Raw genomic sequence first — 15,811 nt, forward strand, 5'->3', positions numbered from 1 at the left:
GGAGCCCCGCGTGCCCGCAGCATCCAGTAGCATCCCTGGTAGCGATCTCGATGCACGCTATGGCCGCAGCCCGCAAGCTAACCGCAACAACCGCATCGTTGTGGTGACTGTCGCAATCGCATTCGTCGCTGTCTTTACCGCGTGGTTGGTCTGGGGTGGGTTGCTTGAAGCCCCCGCAAAATTCGAGGCGAAAGACACTGGCTATGAAATCACTGACGAGTCGACGGTCTCGGTCACTTGGCAGTTCAACGTGCCAGTAGACACCGATGCGCGCTGCGCGGTTCAAGCACTCAACTCAACTTTTGCCATCGTGGGGTGGAAAGTTGTGGATGTTCCGGCCAGTGATCAACGCAACCGTTCCCTCACTGAAACCATCCGCACTACAGAACTCGCAGTGTCAGGCTTGATCTACCGGTGCTGGCTCACCTAGGCTGTAGCAAATCATCTCGAAACCGGTCGTTTGCGGCCGGTTTCTCTTTTGTATAGGGAGACACACAGTGGCTGCAGATAACGACGTCACATGGTTGACCCAGGAGGCGTTCGATCGTCGCACCGCCGAACTGGAACAGCTCACGGGCGCAGCGCGGTACGACATTGCTAAAAAGATTGAGGCTGCCCGCGAAGAGGGTGACCTCAAGGAGAATGGCGGCTACCACGCCGCCAAGGAAGAGCAGGGCAAAATTGAGGCCCGCATCCGCGTTCTCACTCAGCTTCTTCGCCACGCCGTAGTCGGCGACGTTCAAGACGACGATGGTGTTGTTGAGCCCGGAATTCTTGTCACCGCCGAGATCATGGGCGAAGAGAGTGTCTTCCTGCTGGGAAGCCGCGAGATTGTTGCCGAGGGCAGCGATCTCGATGTTTACAGCGAGAAGAGCCCGCTCGGTCTCGCAATCAACGGCCTCAAGGTGGGGCAGTCCAAGAAATACACTGCGCCCAACGGCAAAGAGATCACGGTCAAGATCCTGAAGATCGCGACCTACTCCGGCTAAGACCGTGTCGGCAGTAAACCCTTAGGTTAGAAGTCGACCTGAGGGTCAAATCCTTCGTCCCTGAGCCGCGCGAGCACTGACTCCGCGTGCTCGGGGCCACGGGTCTCAATGTGCAGTTCCAGCTGAACCTGGCTGAACTGCACTTTGTTGTTGTGCCTACTGTGCAACACCTCAACAACGTTGGCGCTCGCCTCGGCAACAATGCCCGAAATACGAGCAAGCTGGCCAGGGCGGTCAGGCAGGGGAATCCGCAAGCGCAAGTAGCGTTCGGATGCCGAGAGGCCGTGACTGATGATGCGTTCCATCATCATGGGGTCGATATTTCCACCGCTCAGCAGCACAACGGTGTTGCCGCTCGGCGTGATCTTGCCAGCAAGGATCGCGGCGACGCCGACGGCACCAGCGGGCTCAACTACGAGCTTGGCGCGTTCCAGGAGAACGAGAAGCGCGTAAGCCGTCTGGTCATCGCTGACGGTGATGACTTCGTCCACGAGGTCACGGACCATCGGAAAGTTGATTTCGCCGGGCTTGCTCACCGCAATTCCGTCGGCAATGGTCGGGGTCGACTTGATCTCAACGATCTCGCCCTTCTCTAGTGAGACGGGATACGCCGCGGCGTTTACGGCTTGCACGCCGATCACTCGAACATTGCGCCCCTCTTCGCGGGCACGCTGTTTGATCGCGCCGGCAACACCGGAAATGAGGCCGCCGCCGCCAATGGGGACGATGATCGTATCGACCTGAGGCACCTGATCGAAGACCTCGAGCGCGAGTGTTCCTTGCCCGGCAACCACATCAAAGTGATCAAAGGGGTGGATGAGGACGGCACCGGTGTCTTCGGCGAAGCGCGCTGCGGCGCGGAGAGGTTCGTCGACCGTGTGACCGCGCAAGATCACCTCTGCGCCGTAATCGCGAGTTGCCTGCAGCTTAGGCAGGGGCACACCTACGGGCATGAAAATGGTGGACTTGATGCCAAGCTGTCGAGCCGCAAACGCGACGCCCTGAGCATGGTTACCGGCCGATGCCGCAACGACACCGCGAGCCTTCTCCTCGTCGGTGAGACCCGCGAGGCGGTTGTAGGCTCCGCGAATCTTGAACGAACCGGTGCGCTGAAGGTTCTCGCACTTCAAGAAGACAGGCGACCCCAAGATCTCGGCGAGAAAACGCGAGGTCTGCATCGGCGTGACATCAATAACTTCTGAAACCCGCATACGAGCTTGCTGATAATCCGCAAGCGTGGGGCCGGGCATCCGGTTACTTACCATTACCGAGCACATCTCTCACTGTGGGGCGAACACTAGTGCGCCAACTGCCATGGGCGATGTACTTGGTCATAACGTTCACAACAGCCACCAGCGGTACCGCGAAGAGTGCACCAGGGATTCCCGCCACAAATGCCCCGGCTGCCACCGAGAACACGACGGCGAGCGGGTGAACCTTTACCGCAGTGCCCATGACGAGCGGCTGAAGAATGTGCCCCTCAAGTTGTTGCACCACGAGCACGATTCCCAGCATGATGACTGCCGGAATGGGGCCGAGGAATACGAGAGCAATAAAGATCGCGAGGATTCCGGTGATGAGCGCACCCACTACCGGGATAAACGAACCCAAGAACACGGCAACGGCGATCGGGATGACCAGCGGGAATCCTCCGTAAAACAAACCCAAAATCCAGGCGCCGAGGCCGATGCCCACGGCATCCACCGCGGCAACAAAGATCTGAACTTTGACGAAGGTCGTTAGCGTGATCCAACCGGCCTGCCCCGAGCCATCTACAGCCGCACGGGCCCGACGCGGAAAGAGGCGCACGGCCCACGCCCAAATGCGTTTGCCATCGATGAGAACAAAAATTGTGGCAAACAGAGTGAGCAGTGTTCCTGTCAACACATGACCCGCAGTGGAACCGACCGAGAGTACTCCCGAAACAAGTGCTTGGCTGTCGCGCTGAATTAAGGCGGTAACCTGCGCGAGAAGCCCATCGATGTCTTCATCGGTTACTTGCAACTGCGAGTTGCTGAGAAAACTCCGGAAGCCTTCGAACGCGACAATTGACTGTTGCTGCAATGACGGTAGCCCTAAACGAACCTGGCTCACTACGACGACAACGAGACCCGAGACCACCGTAAAGAACGCAATGAGGGTTGCTGTCACGGCGATCCATTTTGGCCAGCGGTGACGTTCAAGAAACTGGACAAGGGGCACAAGAAGCGCACTAATAAGAATCGCGACAAGGAACGGGATCACGATGTACTTGAACATGATTATCAAGTAGATCAGAACGGCGATCAGGCCCAATACGACAAGAATTCGCCACGAAAAAGCGGCAGCAATGGATAGCCCTGCAGGTACTGAGGCCGACTCGGTAGCGGGGGCCTGTGACTCTGACTTACTCGTTAGGTTCGTACGTCGTCCGAATAGCACGTGCCCATCTTAGTTGTGGTTAGGTCTGCTCCTGCCGCGCACAGTTTCGGGCACAAGCATCGCGTTACTTCTTCGGCTTAGGCAGCAGAGCACTCACCGGAGCCCCCTTCAGCCGCACCGCTACCGACTCCCCCGCTAGCGGATGCCGCTCAACCTCGTGCTGGATAGCAACGACCGTGCCGTCATCGAGTCGCACGCGCGTGCGGCGCAGCGAGCCCAAGAAGCTCGACGAGATGACAATGCCCGCGATGCCCTCGGCGGCGAGGGCGATGTCCTCCGGGCGAACGAGCGCGATGACAGGACCATCGGGCATGGGATCGCCGAGCAGATTGAGACTGCAGCCGTGGAGGTGAACCTGACCGTCGATGAGCTCGGCGGGCATCCGGTTGCTGAGGCCAACAAAGTCAGCGACGAAGGCGTTGGCTGGCGTCGCGTAGAGCTCTTCTGGCGTACCGATTTGTTCGATGCGGCCGTCGCGCATAACGGCAACGCGGTCGGCGACGGCGAGCGCTTCTTCTTGGTCGTGGGTCACGAAGACCGTCGTGATGCCGAGTTCGGTCTGGAGGCGACGGATCTCTTCGCGCAGTTGCACGCGCACCTTGGCGTCGAGGGCGCTCAGCGGTTCATCGAGCAGCAGCACTCGCGGGCGCGTGACGAGGGCACGGGCGAGAGCAACACGTTGCTGCTGACCACCCGAGAGCTGATGGGCGAAGCGGTCGCGGTGCTTCGTGAGGCCGACCATGTCCAAGGTCTCGAGGGCGCGTTCGCGGCGACGAGCGGCGGCAACCTTGCGCATCTTGAGCCCGAACTCGACGTTCTCGAGCACGGTCATGTGCGGGAACAGCGAGTAGGCCTGAAAGACCATCCCAATGTCGCGCTTGTTCGTGGGAGTGTCTGCGACATCCACCCCATCAATCACAATGCGGCCGCTGTCGATGCTCTCAAGACCGGAGATGCTGCGTAGCGCTGTGGTCTTGCCGCAACCGGAGGGACCGAGCAGCGCGACGAGTTCGCCGGGGGCAACTTCGAGGTCGATGCTGTTGAGCGCGGTGTGGCCCGAGAAAGCCTTCACGACCGCACTGAGCTGAACGGTTGCTCCGGTGGGTTCGGCTGGGCTGGCAGTAGGCGTCGGGCCCGTCAGGCTAAACGTGGCAGTCATGATTTTCTCCTAGAGGGTGTTGCTGATCCGAGGCGGCCGATGATCAGCAGCAAGACGAAGGCGAGAGCGAGGGCCGCGAGCGCAAATATCACCGCAACCCAGGGGTCTGACTGCGAGACCTGAAGCAGCGCGGTCTGAAGGTTGCGACGGTTGAGCAGGCTCGCGATCGTGAACTCGCCAAGCACGACAGCAATCGAGATGAAGGATGCCGCGAGCACTCCCCGGCGCAGGTTCGGCAGCAGAATCGTCCACAGCACGGTCATCCAGCCGGCACCGAGCGTGCTGGCCGCTTCACTGAGGGTCTTCACGGGGATCGCGTCGAGGTTGCCCTGGATAGCGCGGTAGGCATACGGCAGCACGGTGATGCCGTAGGCGAAGGCGAGAGTCCAAGTGGAACCGCCGAGCACCTGCACAACCACCGAGTAGACCGGCGCGAGACCGACGACGAGCACGATGGCCGGCACCGTGATGGGGATGATGCAGATGAATTCGAGGGTGCGCTTGAGCCGCGGAAACTGCATATGCACGAGCACCATCGTCGGCAGCAACAGCACGAGCACGATGCCGACGGTCACCGCGGCGAGCACGAGCGAGTTCTCGATCGCCTGATACAGGCCGCGGTAGGTGCGGGCGCTGTCTTCGCTGAAGAGGCCCGTCCAGTGGCTGGTCGTGTAATCGCCAGCGAGGCCGTTGCGGAACGTGAACTCGATCATCGCGATCACGGGGATCAGAAAGATGCCGCCGATGATTCCGAGGATGAGACGGCGAACGAGCGTGCTCGGTTCGGCTCCGATGCGCACGGCCTGGTTCGCGGGCTTCGCTCGCGGGCTCAGCGGTGCGGCGATGTCGGCGCTCACTTTTGCCACCGTGAGGTGCGGGACTGCAGCACCGAGTACGCCCACATAACGACGACCATGACCACGATCATCCCGAGCGCGAGCGCACCCGCCATGTTTTCGCGGCCCAGCACGGTTTCGCTGACGAGCGCTGCGCGGATCTGGAGGGGCACGATTTGCGAGCCCTGGCTGATGAGCGCGGCGGCAGTAGCGAACGACGAGAAGGCGTTGGCGAAGAGCAACAGCAGCGAGCCGAGAAAGGCCGGGGCGAGCACGGGAGCCGCGATGTGACGCCAGTAGGCGAAGCGGGTGCCGCCGAGCGTTGCGCTGGCTTCTGCCCACTGCGGGCGTAGCGCCGTGAGCGCGGGCAGGAAGGTGATCACCATGAGGGGAACCTGAAAGTAGACGTAAGGAAGGATGAGGCCGGGCACCTGATAGAGCCACACGCCATCCGCAAAGATGTCGACGCCGAAGGTGTCGCGCAGGATGACCGTGACGAGTCCTTGAACACCTATCGTCGCGATGAACGCGAAGGCGAGCATCACGCCACCGAACTGGGCGAGCACGCTGGCCGCCGACTCGATGATGGTGCGCAACAGTCCACCGACCTTGGTGCCGAGCATCGCATAGCAAATGAGGGCACCGACAACGGCACCGATCACGGCAGTGATACCCGAGAGCCAGAAGGAGCTACCGAAGGTGGCGAGGATGGTCGGGGTAAACAGACCGGTGATGTTCTCGAACGTCAGCGAGCCGTCGTCGGAGAAGAAGCCCGTTACCACGGCAAGCACGGTGGGCAGGGCGAGGAAGATGAGAACGTAGGCCGCAAACGGCGTTAGCCCCGCGTAAGCGAGGCGACGACGCCGATTCGACGGCTTCTTGGCCGGGGCCACCCGAGGATGGTGCCGAGCGGTGAGCTCGACACCATCCTGTTCGGGCGCTGGCGCGGTGGCTAGCGACACGATGTATTTAGCTGACGGTGAGTGAGGAAATCAGCCTTAGCTGATCGCCGCAAGCCACTTCTCAGCGAGGATCGTTGCGTTTTCTTCTGCCTGCGTGGGGGTCGGCGTGACTAGTTCACCGTCGAGCTCACCGAGGGCGTCGAGTGCTGCGGTGTCAACGGTGCCGGCTTCTTCAATAGCCTGAAGCGTGACCGGGTAAGCACCACCGACGATGAAGAGGTTTTGGGCTTCGGGGCTGAAGAGGAATTCTTGCCAGAGGCGAGCAGCGGCCGGGTGCGGGGCATCCTTGCTGATGGCCTGGTTGTAGAAGCTCGTGTAGACGGCACCGGGAAGAGTAGTGACCTTCCAGCCATCGACCTTCTGGGCAACAGCGAGGTTCGTGTAGCTCCAGTCGAAAGCAACCTTGGTCTCGCCGGCGGCGATGGTGGCCTCCGTGACGTTGACCGGGATGAAGTTACCCGCGTCGTTGAGCTTCTCGAAGAACTCGATACCAGGGGTGAAGTCTTCTAGCGATCCGCCGCTCTGAACCGAGGCGAGACCGACCGCAGCAAAGGCTGCGCCTGCCTGCGTCGGGTCACCATTGATGGCAACAGCGCCGCGGTAGTCGGCCTTGAGCAGGTCGTCGAGGCTCGTGGGCTCGGGTACCGAGTTGGAGTCATACCCAATCGACATGCTGCCCGTGTAGTCGTTGACCCAGAGACCGGTTGCTTCCTTGTTGCCCTCGGGAATTTCATCCCAGTTGGCAACCATGTAGGGAGCGAAGTAGTCGAGGCTGTCGAGCGTGACAGCGGTACCGAGGTCGAAGACGTCGGGTGCCGTGTCTTGGCCCTTGAGGTTGTCGGCAGCGGCGATTTCTTCGGCGCTCGACACGTCGGGGTCAGCCGAGTTGACGATGATGTCGTACTTCTCTTCAAAGAGAGCCTTGATCTCGCCATAGTTTGCCCAGTTGTCGGGCAAGGCGATGACGTTGAGTTCGCCCTCAGCCTGCGCGGCTGCGATAAGAGCGTCCATTCCACCGAAGTCTTCAATGGTGGTTGCGGTCGATGCGTCAACATCGCCAGCAGCGGCCTCAGTGGTGCTGCAACCACTGAGTGAGATCGCCGATGCTGCAACGAGTGCAACAGCGGCGAGGGTGCGCTTAGTGAACAAGACTTCCTCCAACGACCGTTACGGCCGCCCGCGCTGTGAGCGGGCAGAGGGTACCGAAACGATCCGGAGTTGACGGTACGCAGCCGGAAGCGTCGCTCCCTGTCATCCCGGTAAACGAACGATGAACGACACAAACACAATTGCTCGGTCGCTTTTCGTGCTGCGACACCAGTGGATGTCGCCGTCGCTCGGTAGAGTCGAGCCGTGGCCGATTCCCTCTCTGCAGCGCAAGCGCGCCGAGTACTGCTCGCTGCCCAAGGCTTTGGGCGCGGCACTGCGAGTGCGGACAACCCCGCTGGGACGCGACAGCTCAATCTGCTCTTCGACCGCATCCGACTATTGCAGCTCGACTCGGTGAACGTGTTCGAGCGCAGTCACTACCAGCCGGTGTTTGCTCGTCTCGGCCACTACGACAAGGCTGCTCTCGATGCGTTGACGTTCCGCAAGCCGACCGCGCGCACGCCCGGGCGATACGTCGAATACTGGGCACACGAAGCTGCCGTCATTCCGCTCGAGTCGTGGCCACTCTGGCGCTGGAAGATGGACTCGCTGCGCGAACGCGACGCCGACCGCTATGAATGGGTGCGCAACAACCAGCCCATGCTGCAGTGGCTGCGCGAAGAACTCGCCAGCACTGGGCCCGTTACCGCCCGCGAGATCGAGCACGACGCCAACCGTCGCACTGGCCCCTGGTGGGGCTGGTCTGACGTGAAGCAGGGGCTCGAGATGCTGTTCCGCTGGGGCGAAGTCGTCAGCGCTGGCCGCACCCGCTTCGAGCGCACCTACGCGTTGACCGAGCACCTTGTTCCCGCCGAGCTGCGCGATCGTGAAGTGACCCGCGCCGACGCGCACCGCGCCCTCGTAGCTGAGTCGGCCCGCGCGCTCGGAGTCGGCACGGCATCCGACTTCGCCGACTACTTTCGGCTCAAAGGTGCCGACGTGCGCCCGGCCATTGCCGAGCTAGCGGATGCCGGCGAGCTCATTCCCGTGACCGTGCGCGGCTGGGATCAGCCCGCCTGGTTACACCGAGAGGCGCGCATCCCCCGCCGCATCGAACACGTTGCCCTGCTCTCGCCTTTCGACCCCGTGGTGTGGGATCGCAAACGCGCCGAGCGCATGTTTGGGTTCCACTACCGCATCGAGATCTATCTCCCGGAGCCACAGCGCCAGTTCGGATACTACTCACTGCCCGTGCTCGTGGACGATGCGCTCGTCGGCCGCATCGACCTCAAGACTGATCGCCAAGCGGGTGTGCTGCGCGTGCAATCCGCGTGGCACGAAGACGGGCTCGACGCCCTGCCCGGAGGCACCGGAGCCCTCGCCGAACGCATCGTGCCTACCCTGCGTGAGATTGCACACTGGCAAGGAATGGGCGAGATCACGGTGACCGGGCGCGGTAACCTCTCCCCCGCTATCGAAGCAGAGTTGCAGCGCTAGCTAGAAGCCGCCGCCGATCGTGCCGAGGCGCTTGACGCGCTCCGCGAGCGGCGGGTGGGTGCTGAAGAGACGGTCCATGATGCCCGGCTTCGTCGGATCAGAAATCCACATGTGGGCCATCGTCGAGTTCTGCTTCTTCATCGGCTGGCTGTAATCCGACAGCTTCTGCAAAGCGCTAGCCAGAGCATCCGGGTGCCGCGTCGTCAACGCACCAGTGGCATCCGCAAGGTATTCACGTTGACGCGAAATGGACGCCTGCACCGCCGCAGCGACGAGAGGGGAAATCAGGAGAGCTGCCAAACCCACCACGATCATGATCGGGTTCGAGTTGTTGTTGTTGCCGCGACCACCAAAGAGCGTGAAGCGGAGCGCAATGTCTGAGATGAAACCGACAGCGACCACGAGCCCAAAGACGATCATCGAAACACGAATGTCATAGTTCTGAACGTGACCCATTTCGTGAGCCATCACACCCTCAAGCTCAGCGTCGTCAAGCAAATCGAGGATGCCGGTCGTTGCGGCAACAGCCGCATGCTCCGGATCGCGCCCGGTAGCAAACGCGTTCGGCGCTGGGTCGTTGACGATGTACACCTTCGGCATCGGTGTGCCCGTCGTGATCGACAGGTTTTCGACGATGCGATACAACCGGGGGTTGTCGGCCTTCTGAATCTCGATCGCACCGCTCATCGACAACGCTTGCTTTGACGCCGCGTAGTACTGAATCACCGTGAAGGCACCGGCACCAATGATCGTGCCGATCGTGACCGTCAACGGATCGCCACCCATCAGAAAACTCAGCGCAAAGCCGAGGAAGCCAATAAGGATGACGAACAGGATGATGATCAGAACGGTGTTGCGCTTATTTTTCGCTATGGCGCGATACATCTAAACTTCCTGGTCACGCAAAGTCGTAAGAAACGAATTAGAACTGAACGCGGGGAGGCTCAGCAATGGATGCTGCATCTGCGACCTCGAAGAAGTCGCGCTCGTGGAAGCCAAGGTTGCGAGCGAACAACGTGTTCGGGAAGATCTTGATCTTCGTGTTGAGCTCGCGCACACCGCCGTTGTAGAAGCGACGGCTGGCCTGAATCTTGTCTTCAGTGTCAACAAGTTCACCCTGAAGCTGGAGGAAGTTCTGGCTAGCCTGCAGCTGCGGGTACGCCTCAGCGACCGCGAAGATGCTCTTCAGTGCCGACTGCATGTGGTTCTCTGCCTCAGCAGCATCTACCGGGCCCTGAGCATTCATTGTCTCAGCGCGAGCCTTCGTGACCGCCTCAAAGACGCCCTTTTCGTGAGCCGCGTAGCCCTTTACCGCCTCGATGAGGTTGGGCAGCAAGTCCGCACGACGCTTGAGCTGCACCGTAATGTCGCTCCACGCCTCGTCTACACGAACGTTGAGAGTCACCAACGAGTTATACGTCGACCAGAGATAGATGCCAACGATGGCGACGAGCAGAACGATGACGCCAAGTACGATCAGTAATTCCATGCGTCAACTATAGAACGCCCCGCTGTGCCTCCACCGAGAAATCGACCGCACACTGGCCCCCAAACACGGGCAGAACTGCTATTTACTTGGCTTAGTGCCCGTGATCCTCGATGTGACGAACTTTCCGAAGAACCGTGAACGCAACATTGCGAGGGCGGCGCGACGCACCCACAGCTGAAACGTGGTGTGTGGCAGAAAGCCACTCGCGGCACGACGGCCGGCTGCCTGCTTCTCGAGAACGATCGGCATCCATTCGTCTTCATATTCAGCGAAGGCGGCGCTGAGTTCAACACCACTCGTGATCTTCTCGACGAGCAGCACTCCTCCCGCAATCGCCAACGAAGCCCCCTGGCCGGCGAGCAGCGAAACCGCTTGGCAGGCATCCCCGGCAAAGACCACTCGGCCACGGCTCCATACCGGCAACTCCACTTGGGCGACTTGGTCGTAGTACACCTGATCAGCAGCGGGACACTTCGCGATGGCCTCCTCGATATCGTCACCCATACCTTGGTAGGCATCGCGAATGGCCTGCTGGGGGTCAGCCGGAAGCACCGTATCGGCGACCCGGTGCGCAGCGAACATCGCCACCTTGCCGTCGCGCAACCCATAGAGACCAACCATGCGATCCAGCTCATCACTCGAAACCAAGGCGTCGCCCAACTTCTTGTGCAGCCGCGGAGAGTCGAAGGTATAGGCGCACGTGTGCATGCCCAGTTGACGATCGAACGCCGCCGAATCGCCAAACAGGTGGTGACGAATTGCGGAATGGATGCCGTCAGCGGCCACCACAATGTCGCCAGAGATGCGCGAACCATCACCCAGCACCGCCGTGACGTAGTCCGTGCGGTCTTCGACCGCAACGACCGCGCTACCGAAGCGCGCCTCAACATTCTCGGGAAGCGCCGCGAAGAGCACCTGCTCAAGATCTTGGCGCATCAAGCTCATGAGCTTGCCATCTTCATTATTCGCAATGACGCTGTAGTCGAGTGCCTGACTTCGCCCATTGGGGCGAACAAAACGACCCTCGCTAATGGGATAGCTCAACTCGCGCAGCTGCTCGAGGATGCCCATCTTCTCCGCAGCGTCATAGCCGGGACCAAAGAAATCAATCATGTAGCCCTGCGTGCGGCGTTCGGGGGCTGCCTCCAGCAGCACAACTTCCCAGCCATTGCGCGCCAATTGCCCGGCGACGGTGAGTCCCGAAATTCCTGCTCCACACACAATGGCTTTGATAATCGCGCCCTTTCCCTGCCGTCAAATCTGACGGCTACTGCCCTAATACCTGGCGGAGATAATCGTTCGCGAACACCCGCCCGGGATCGAGTCGCTCGCGAATTGCCAGGAACTCATTGAAACCCGAATAGGTGCCAGACAACGAATCGGCATGCCGGTTATGCAGCTTTCCCCAGTGTGGTCGACCGTCATGCGCCACCATAATCGCTTCGACTTCGCGGAAATACTCGGCCGGGTCTTCGCGCCAATACCGGTGCACCGCGACATATCCAGTAGCCCGCCCCGACGCGGTTGACAGCAGTAGTGAGTCCGCAGCCGCCGAACGCACCTCGATCGGGAATGAAACTTTCCATTTGCGGTCGGTAGTCAGTTTTTGGATGGCGCGGACGGCATCCGCGACCGCGTCGATCGGCAGGGCATATTCCATTTCGCGAAACCGCACGGTGCGATCGGTGACGAAGACGCTGCTCGACACGTCAGTGAATTCGCGATTGCCCGAGAGCTTTACCGCAAGACGGTTGATGGGCGGGATGATCGCCGGCGCGGCCTTGCCCGCAGCGACAATGGCGCGATACACGCCGTTGGCCATGAACTCATCGTCGAACCAGCTCGAAAACTTGGTGAGCGGATGCCGCGGCGCATCGCCAGGCAACCGCGTGTTGCTCTTGGTCAGGGCCGTCGTGGTGTGCGGCCAGACGTAAAACTCGAAGTGATCGGTATCGGCGCTGCGTTGCAGCCACTCAGCGAGCACGGTGTCAGCGGGTTCTGGTCGCTCGACCGCGTGAAGCAGAAAGGTGGGAACGCACTCGAGCGTGACGTCGACGAGGATGCCGAGAGCACCCAAGCTGAGGGCTACGGCCGGGAGCAGCTCGGCGTTCTCAATCGCGTTGATCCGCAGCACTTCGCCCGCCGCCGTAACGAGAGTGACGCCGCGCACTTGGGTGGCGATGCCGCCGAATCGCGCGCCCGTGCCATGGGTTCCGGTTGAGATTGCGCCGGCAATGGTTTGGCGATCGATGTCACCCATGTTGGTGAGCGCGAGGCCGAGGGGTTCGAGCAAGGCGGGGAGTTGGTGCAGGTTGGTGCCAGCACCGAGCGTGACGTAGGAGCCATCGACGGCGAGCACGCCCTCGATGGCGCCGACGTCGAGATGCACTCCGTCAGTCGCGGCGATTGAGGTGAAGCTGTGGCCAGCACCCCACGCCTTGACGGTGAGGCCATGATTGCGGGCGAAATTGACGATCTCCACGACCTCAGCGACGTTGGTCGGTTGAGCCAAAAACTCGGGACGCGCCCGTTCTGAACGCCCCCAGTTGCGCCACGGTGCGCCCGGCCGGAGGCTTGCGGGGGTGGTCGGTCGCGCCGCCGGCAGCGGTTGAGGCATCTGCTCGGGCGCGCTCACAGAAACGCCTTGCCTTCACCGCGGTAGGTCGGAACGGTTTCGATGATGCGGCCGTCTTCGACCACCGCGAACTCATTGAGGTGCTCCGAAAGTTCGCCTGCCTTGGTGTGCCTAAACCAGACACGGTCTCCGATGCTCAGCCCCTCAGCCCCGGGGCCCGTGAGCGGTGACTGCACTTCGCCAGCGCCCTCGCGCGGCAAATACTTGAGCCCGGCCGGCCACGCTGGCTGGGGCATCCGATCGGGGCTGGGATCTCCGGAGGCGATCCACCCGCCCCCATGAACGGTGGCGATATGGGGCGCAAATTTGCGATCCACCGAGAGAGCAAAGGCGGCAGCCGGAGCCGGCGTGAAGTGGCTGTACTGGTCGAACAGGTGCGGACCAAAGAGGCCACTGCCCGCTGCGACTTCGGTGACAGCCGGATCAGCGGCGGTGGATTCGAGTGATCCGGTGCCCCCGCCGTTCACGAACTCGAGTGTCGAAATCTCGCTAATAGAGGCCACAATTTCGCCGCGGCGCTGCTGAAGGTCTTGGGCGGAGGCTCGCTGCACAACATCGAGCACTCGACCATAAACCGGCTTGCCCGGCGGACGGTTGCCGACCCCCGCAATCTGCGCCTCGTAGGCCATAACGCCCACCAGAGTGAAACCAGCACGATCAACGACCGTGCTGGCGAGCGTGCGCGCTTGAGCTGCCGAATGCACCGGCGAACGATGCGCCCCCACGTGCCCGAGCAGTGGCGAATGCCACGACGCATCCACATCGATGCAGACGCGGATCGTTTCGCGATGCTGAGGCGAAAGCACCGAATCGACAAAATCGAGGTGCTCAACCGAATCGATCATGATCGTGACACGCTCGGCGAGCGCCGGGCTGGTTCCGAGCGCAGCAATCGCAGCGCGATCCACGGAGGGATAGCCGACCACCACATCATCAATCGAGTCCGCCAACCAGAGCGCCTCGGTAAGCGTGTACGCGAGAACACCGCGGTAGTCATCGAGGGCGAGTACGGCATCCATCACGGCGCGCACGCGAATCGACTTGCTCGCGACGCGAATGGGGAGCCCGGATGCGCGGCGCACCATGTCGGCGGCGTTGTGCGAGAGCGCATCGAGTGAGATCACTCCGCAGGGAGAATCGAGGGCCTCTGTGGCTTCGCTGAGTTGTTGCCAGTAGTGCTCGGGTGTGTGCCACGGGGTTGCAGGGGTGCTGAGCAGCTTCACAAAATTCCTTCGGGTGCACGGCGGTGAGCATCGAAACGCTGGTGAGCCCGGGTGTGGCCTCAGCGCCTTGGTTGCTCAACTTTCCCAGAACGCGGAGACAAGCACAACGATCCGCGTGCTTGCCCGCCGCTTGACCCCCGCCGCAGGGTGCTCTTAAGTAGAGGAATGACTTTCGCAAATGTAGGAACTCTTGGCGTGAAACCCGGCCACCGCGAGGAGGTTGTGGCAATTCTCACCCGTCGCAGCACAGACCTTGATGGGGCCGGATGCCTCAGCTATGAGGTTGGCGTCAGCGACGAGCATCCCGACACTGTCTTCGTTTCTGAGCTCTGGGATTCGGCCGAATCCCATCAGGCGTCGCTGCAGCTCGCCAGCGTTCAGGCCGCGATCACAGAAGCAATGCCGTTGCTCAGCGGAGAGATGGGCGGCAACCGCTTCGAGGTAGTCGGGTCGCCGCTGCGCGCCTAATGTTTGCGGTGGCTCTCTCTGGTGAACCCCGGAAGCCCCGCGTTCTTGCGCATGATGCGCCAAATGAGCCAGGCAAGCAAGCCGATACCGGGGAACAGGATGAGGGCGGTGATCCACAGCGCAGTCATCCACGGAAACGTGGTCGAATCTCGCACCGTGACAACTATTGCCCAGACTGTAACGATGTAGAACGCGATTAGGCCGAGCACGAGAACAAGTTGTAATCCTGAGAAATCAGCCATGATGTTCCTCCTTGGCGAAACCCTGATGCTGGCTTTAGCCCGAGATTACTCCTGCTGGCGCGACTATGCCACGCGACGCTCAGGGAACAGCCACCGCACGAGAACAAGTCCAATGGCGGCACCGATGAGTTGCGCCGCGATAAAGCCGGGAGCCGAGCCTGGTGCGATCCCCGCGAAGTGTCGCTGAACATCCGCCCGATGGTTATCGCGGGATTCGCGAAACTTGTGGAGCTAGTGAAGAAGTAGGCACCGCCGATGTACGCGCCTACGGCGATAGGCGCGAGGTTGGCGCGGCCGGTGCGAACGAGGGCGAAGATCACGACGATGAGTCCAGCGGTTGCCACGACCTCACTGAGAAAGTGTCCCGGAGTGAGGCGCACGGTGGTGCTGAACGTAACGGCGGCCTGCGCGAACATGAGGTTCGCGAGGATGGCACCGACGATGCATCCGACAATCTGGGTCGGAATGTAGAACGCGGTATCGCGCCACGACCGCAGCCCGCTGAGCGAATCAACGATCGAGACGACGGGATTGAAGTGGGCTCCGCTCACGGTCATGAAGACAAGGATGAGCACGCCAAGGCCGAACGTAGTGGCGAGGGCATTCTCGAGAAGTTGTAGGCCAGTGTCGCTTGGTGACAACTGCTGCGCCGCGATGCCGGAGCCGATCACTACGGCGGCAAGGCCGGCGCTGCCCACGAATTCTGCGGTCAGGCGGCGGGCAAGGGCAATGCTGCGGGGCGCGGTCATTCGGCGATCATACCGAAACATTGATAACTGTCTATGAATTGTCGTCCGGCGC

General features: G+C 61.3%; 16 protein-coding genes and 1 pseudogene. 4 read left to right on the plus strand and 13 right to left on the minus strand.

The features are described 5' to 3' along the window. Positions 1-10: 10 nt before the first annotated feature. Both FFT87_RS13290 and greA read left to right on the plus strand, forming a co-directional pair. Positions 11-430: a DUF4307 domain-containing protein gene (locus FFT87_RS13290; protein WP_219949161.1), complete on the plus strand. Its 420-nt coding sequence runs from the start codon at positions 11-13 to the stop codon at positions 428-430. Positions 431-497: 67 nt separating this feature from the next. Beyond that, a complete protein-coding gene (greA, locus tag FFT87_RS13295; protein ID WP_219949162.1) occupies positions 498-989 on the plus strand; it encodes a transcription elongation factor GreA in 492 nt (163 codons plus the stop codon). Positions 990-1,015: 26 nt separating this feature from the next. Here greA and ilvA read toward each other — a convergent pair whose 3' ends face one another. From ilvA to FFT87_RS13325, 6 genes are all read right to left on the minus strand, one after another. Continuing rightward, on the minus strand, positions 1,016-2,254 hold the full coding sequence (ilvA, locus tag FFT87_RS13300; protein WP_370628555.1) for a threonine ammonia-lyase: 1,239 nt from the start codon (positions 2,252-2,254) through the stop codon (positions 1,016-1,018). Then, the gene (locus FFT87_RS13305; protein ID WP_219949164.1) at positions 2,244-3,410 is read right to left on the minus strand and encodes an AI-2E family transporter; all 1,167 of its coding nucleotides are present in this window, start codon (positions 3,408-3,410) and stop codon (positions 2,244-2,246) included. The genes ilvA and FFT87_RS13305 overlap by 11 nt, the downstream gene beginning before the upstream one ends. Before the next feature lie 64 nt (positions 3,411-3,474). After that, entirely contained in the window at positions 3,475-4,569 is a 1,095-nt protein-coding gene (locus FFT87_RS13310) for an ABC transporter ATP-binding protein (RefSeq protein WP_219949165.1), read from the minus strand. After that, positions 4,566-5,426 (minus strand): ABC transporter permease, encoded by an 861-nt coding sequence (locus FFT87_RS13315; protein ID WP_370628556.1) that lies wholly within the window; start codon positions 5,424-5,426, stop codon positions 4,566-4,568. Before FFT87_RS13315 ends, FFT87_RS13310 begins: the two co-directional genes overlap by 4 nt. Next, entirely contained in the window at positions 5,423-6,367 is a 945-nt protein-coding gene (locus FFT87_RS13320) for an ABC transporter permease subunit (RefSeq protein ID WP_219949167.1), read from the minus strand. Before FFT87_RS13320 ends, FFT87_RS13315 begins: the two co-directional genes overlap by 4 nt. A gap of 36 nt (positions 6,368-6,403) precedes the next feature. Beyond that, positions 6,404-7,516: an ABC transporter substrate-binding protein gene (locus FFT87_RS13325; protein ID WP_219949168.1), complete on the minus strand. Its 1,113-nt coding sequence runs from the start codon at positions 7,514-7,516 to the stop codon at positions 6,404-6,406. 204 nt (positions 7,517-7,720) lie between these two features. On the opposite strand from FFT87_RS13325, the gene FFT87_RS13330 reads away from it, so the two are divergent. Next, the gene (locus FFT87_RS13330) at positions 7,721-8,953 is read left to right on the plus strand and encodes a winged helix-turn-helix domain-containing protein (protein ID WP_219949169.1); all 1,233 of its coding nucleotides are present in this window, start codon (positions 7,721-7,723) and stop codon (positions 8,951-8,953) included. Here the strand turns inward: FFT87_RS13330 and FFT87_RS13335 are convergent, their stop codons facing one another. The 5 genes from FFT87_RS13335 to FFT87_RS13355 form a co-directional block, all read right to left on the minus strand. Then, a complete protein-coding gene (locus FFT87_RS13335; protein WP_219949170.1) occupies positions 8,954-9,838 on the minus strand; it encodes a M48 family metallopeptidase in 885 nt (294 codons plus the stop codon). A gap of 37 nt (positions 9,839-9,875) precedes the next feature. Beyond that, positions 9,876-10,442 carry a LemA family protein gene (locus FFT87_RS13340; RefSeq protein WP_219949171.1) on the minus strand — a complete coding sequence of 189 codons (567 nt, stop codon included), beginning with the start codon at positions 10,440-10,442 and terminating at the stop codon, positions 9,876-9,878. A 78-nt stretch (positions 10,443-10,520) separates the two neighbouring features. Further along, complete coding sequence (locus tag FFT87_RS13345; protein ID WP_219949172.1) at positions 10,521-11,663, minus strand: FAD-dependent monooxygenase; 1,143 nt, start codon at positions 11,661-11,663, stop codon at positions 10,521-10,523. A 46-nt stretch (positions 11,664-11,709) separates the two neighbouring features. Beyond that, entirely contained in the window at positions 11,710-13,059 is a 1,350-nt protein-coding gene (locus FFT87_RS13350; RefSeq protein ID WP_219950842.1) for a D-arabinono-1,4-lactone oxidase, read from the minus strand. A gap of 14 nt (positions 13,060-13,073) precedes the next feature. Continuing rightward, entirely contained in the window at positions 13,074-14,300 is a 1,227-nt protein-coding gene (locus FFT87_RS13355; protein WP_219949173.1) for an amino acid deaminase/aldolase, read from the minus strand. Between the two features lie 165 nt (positions 14,301-14,465). On the opposite strand from FFT87_RS13355, the gene FFT87_RS13360 reads away from it, so the two are divergent. Next, positions 14,466-14,768 carry a putative quinol monooxygenase gene (locus FFT87_RS13360; RefSeq protein WP_219949174.1) on the plus strand — a complete coding sequence of 101 codons (303 nt, stop codon included), beginning with the start codon at positions 14,466-14,468 and terminating at the stop codon, positions 14,766-14,768. Here the strand turns inward: FFT87_RS13360 and FFT87_RS13365 are convergent. After that, entirely contained in the window at positions 14,765-15,010 is a 246-nt protein-coding gene (locus FFT87_RS13365; protein ID WP_219949175.1) for a PLDc N-terminal domain-containing protein, read from the minus strand. The two genes, FFT87_RS13360 and FFT87_RS13365, sit on opposite strands and share 4 nt — an antisense overlap. A gap of 63 nt (positions 15,011-15,073) precedes the next feature. Next, positions 15,074-15,780: pseudogene (locus tag FFT87_RS13370) on the minus strand (MIP/aquaporin family protein). Between the last annotated feature and the right edge of the window lie 31 nt (positions 15,781-15,811).

Origin of the sequence: Salinibacterium sp. M195 (assembly GCF_019443965.1) — a bacterium.
In the GTDB taxonomy this organism is placed as follows: domain Bacteria; phylum Actinomycetota; class Actinomycetes; order Actinomycetales; family Microbacteriaceae; genus Rhodoglobus.

Bases quoted from the DNA above. Each gene is read 5' to 3' on its own strand.
- ilvA (WP_370628555.1), bottom strand. From the start codon at position 2,254: ATGGTAAGTAACCGGATGCCCGGCCCCACGCTTGCGGATTATCAGCAA.
- FFT87_RS13310 (WP_219949165.1), bottom strand. From the start codon at position 4,569: ATGACTGCCACGTTTAGCCTGACGGGCCCGACGCCTACTGCCAGCCCA.
- FFT87_RS13335 (WP_219949170.1), bottom strand. From the start codon at position 9,838: ATGTATCGCGCCATAGCGAAAAATAAGCGCAACACCGTTCTGATCATC.
- FFT87_RS13340 (WP_219949171.1), bottom strand. From the start codon at position 10,442: ATGGAATTACTGATCGTACTTGGCGTCATCGTTCTGCTCGTCGCCATC.
- FFT87_RS13350 (WP_219950842.1), bottom strand. From the start codon at position 13,059: ATGCCTCAACCGCTGCCGGCGGCGCGACCGACCACCCCCGCAAGCCTC.
- FFT87_RS13360 (WP_219949174.1), top strand. From the start codon at position 14,466: ATGACTTTCGCAAATGTAGGAACTCTTGGCGTGAAACCCGGCCACCGC.
- FFT87_RS13365 (WP_219949175.1), bottom strand. From the start codon at position 15,010: ATGGCTGATTTCTCAGGATTACAACTTGTTCTCGTGCTCGGCCTAATC.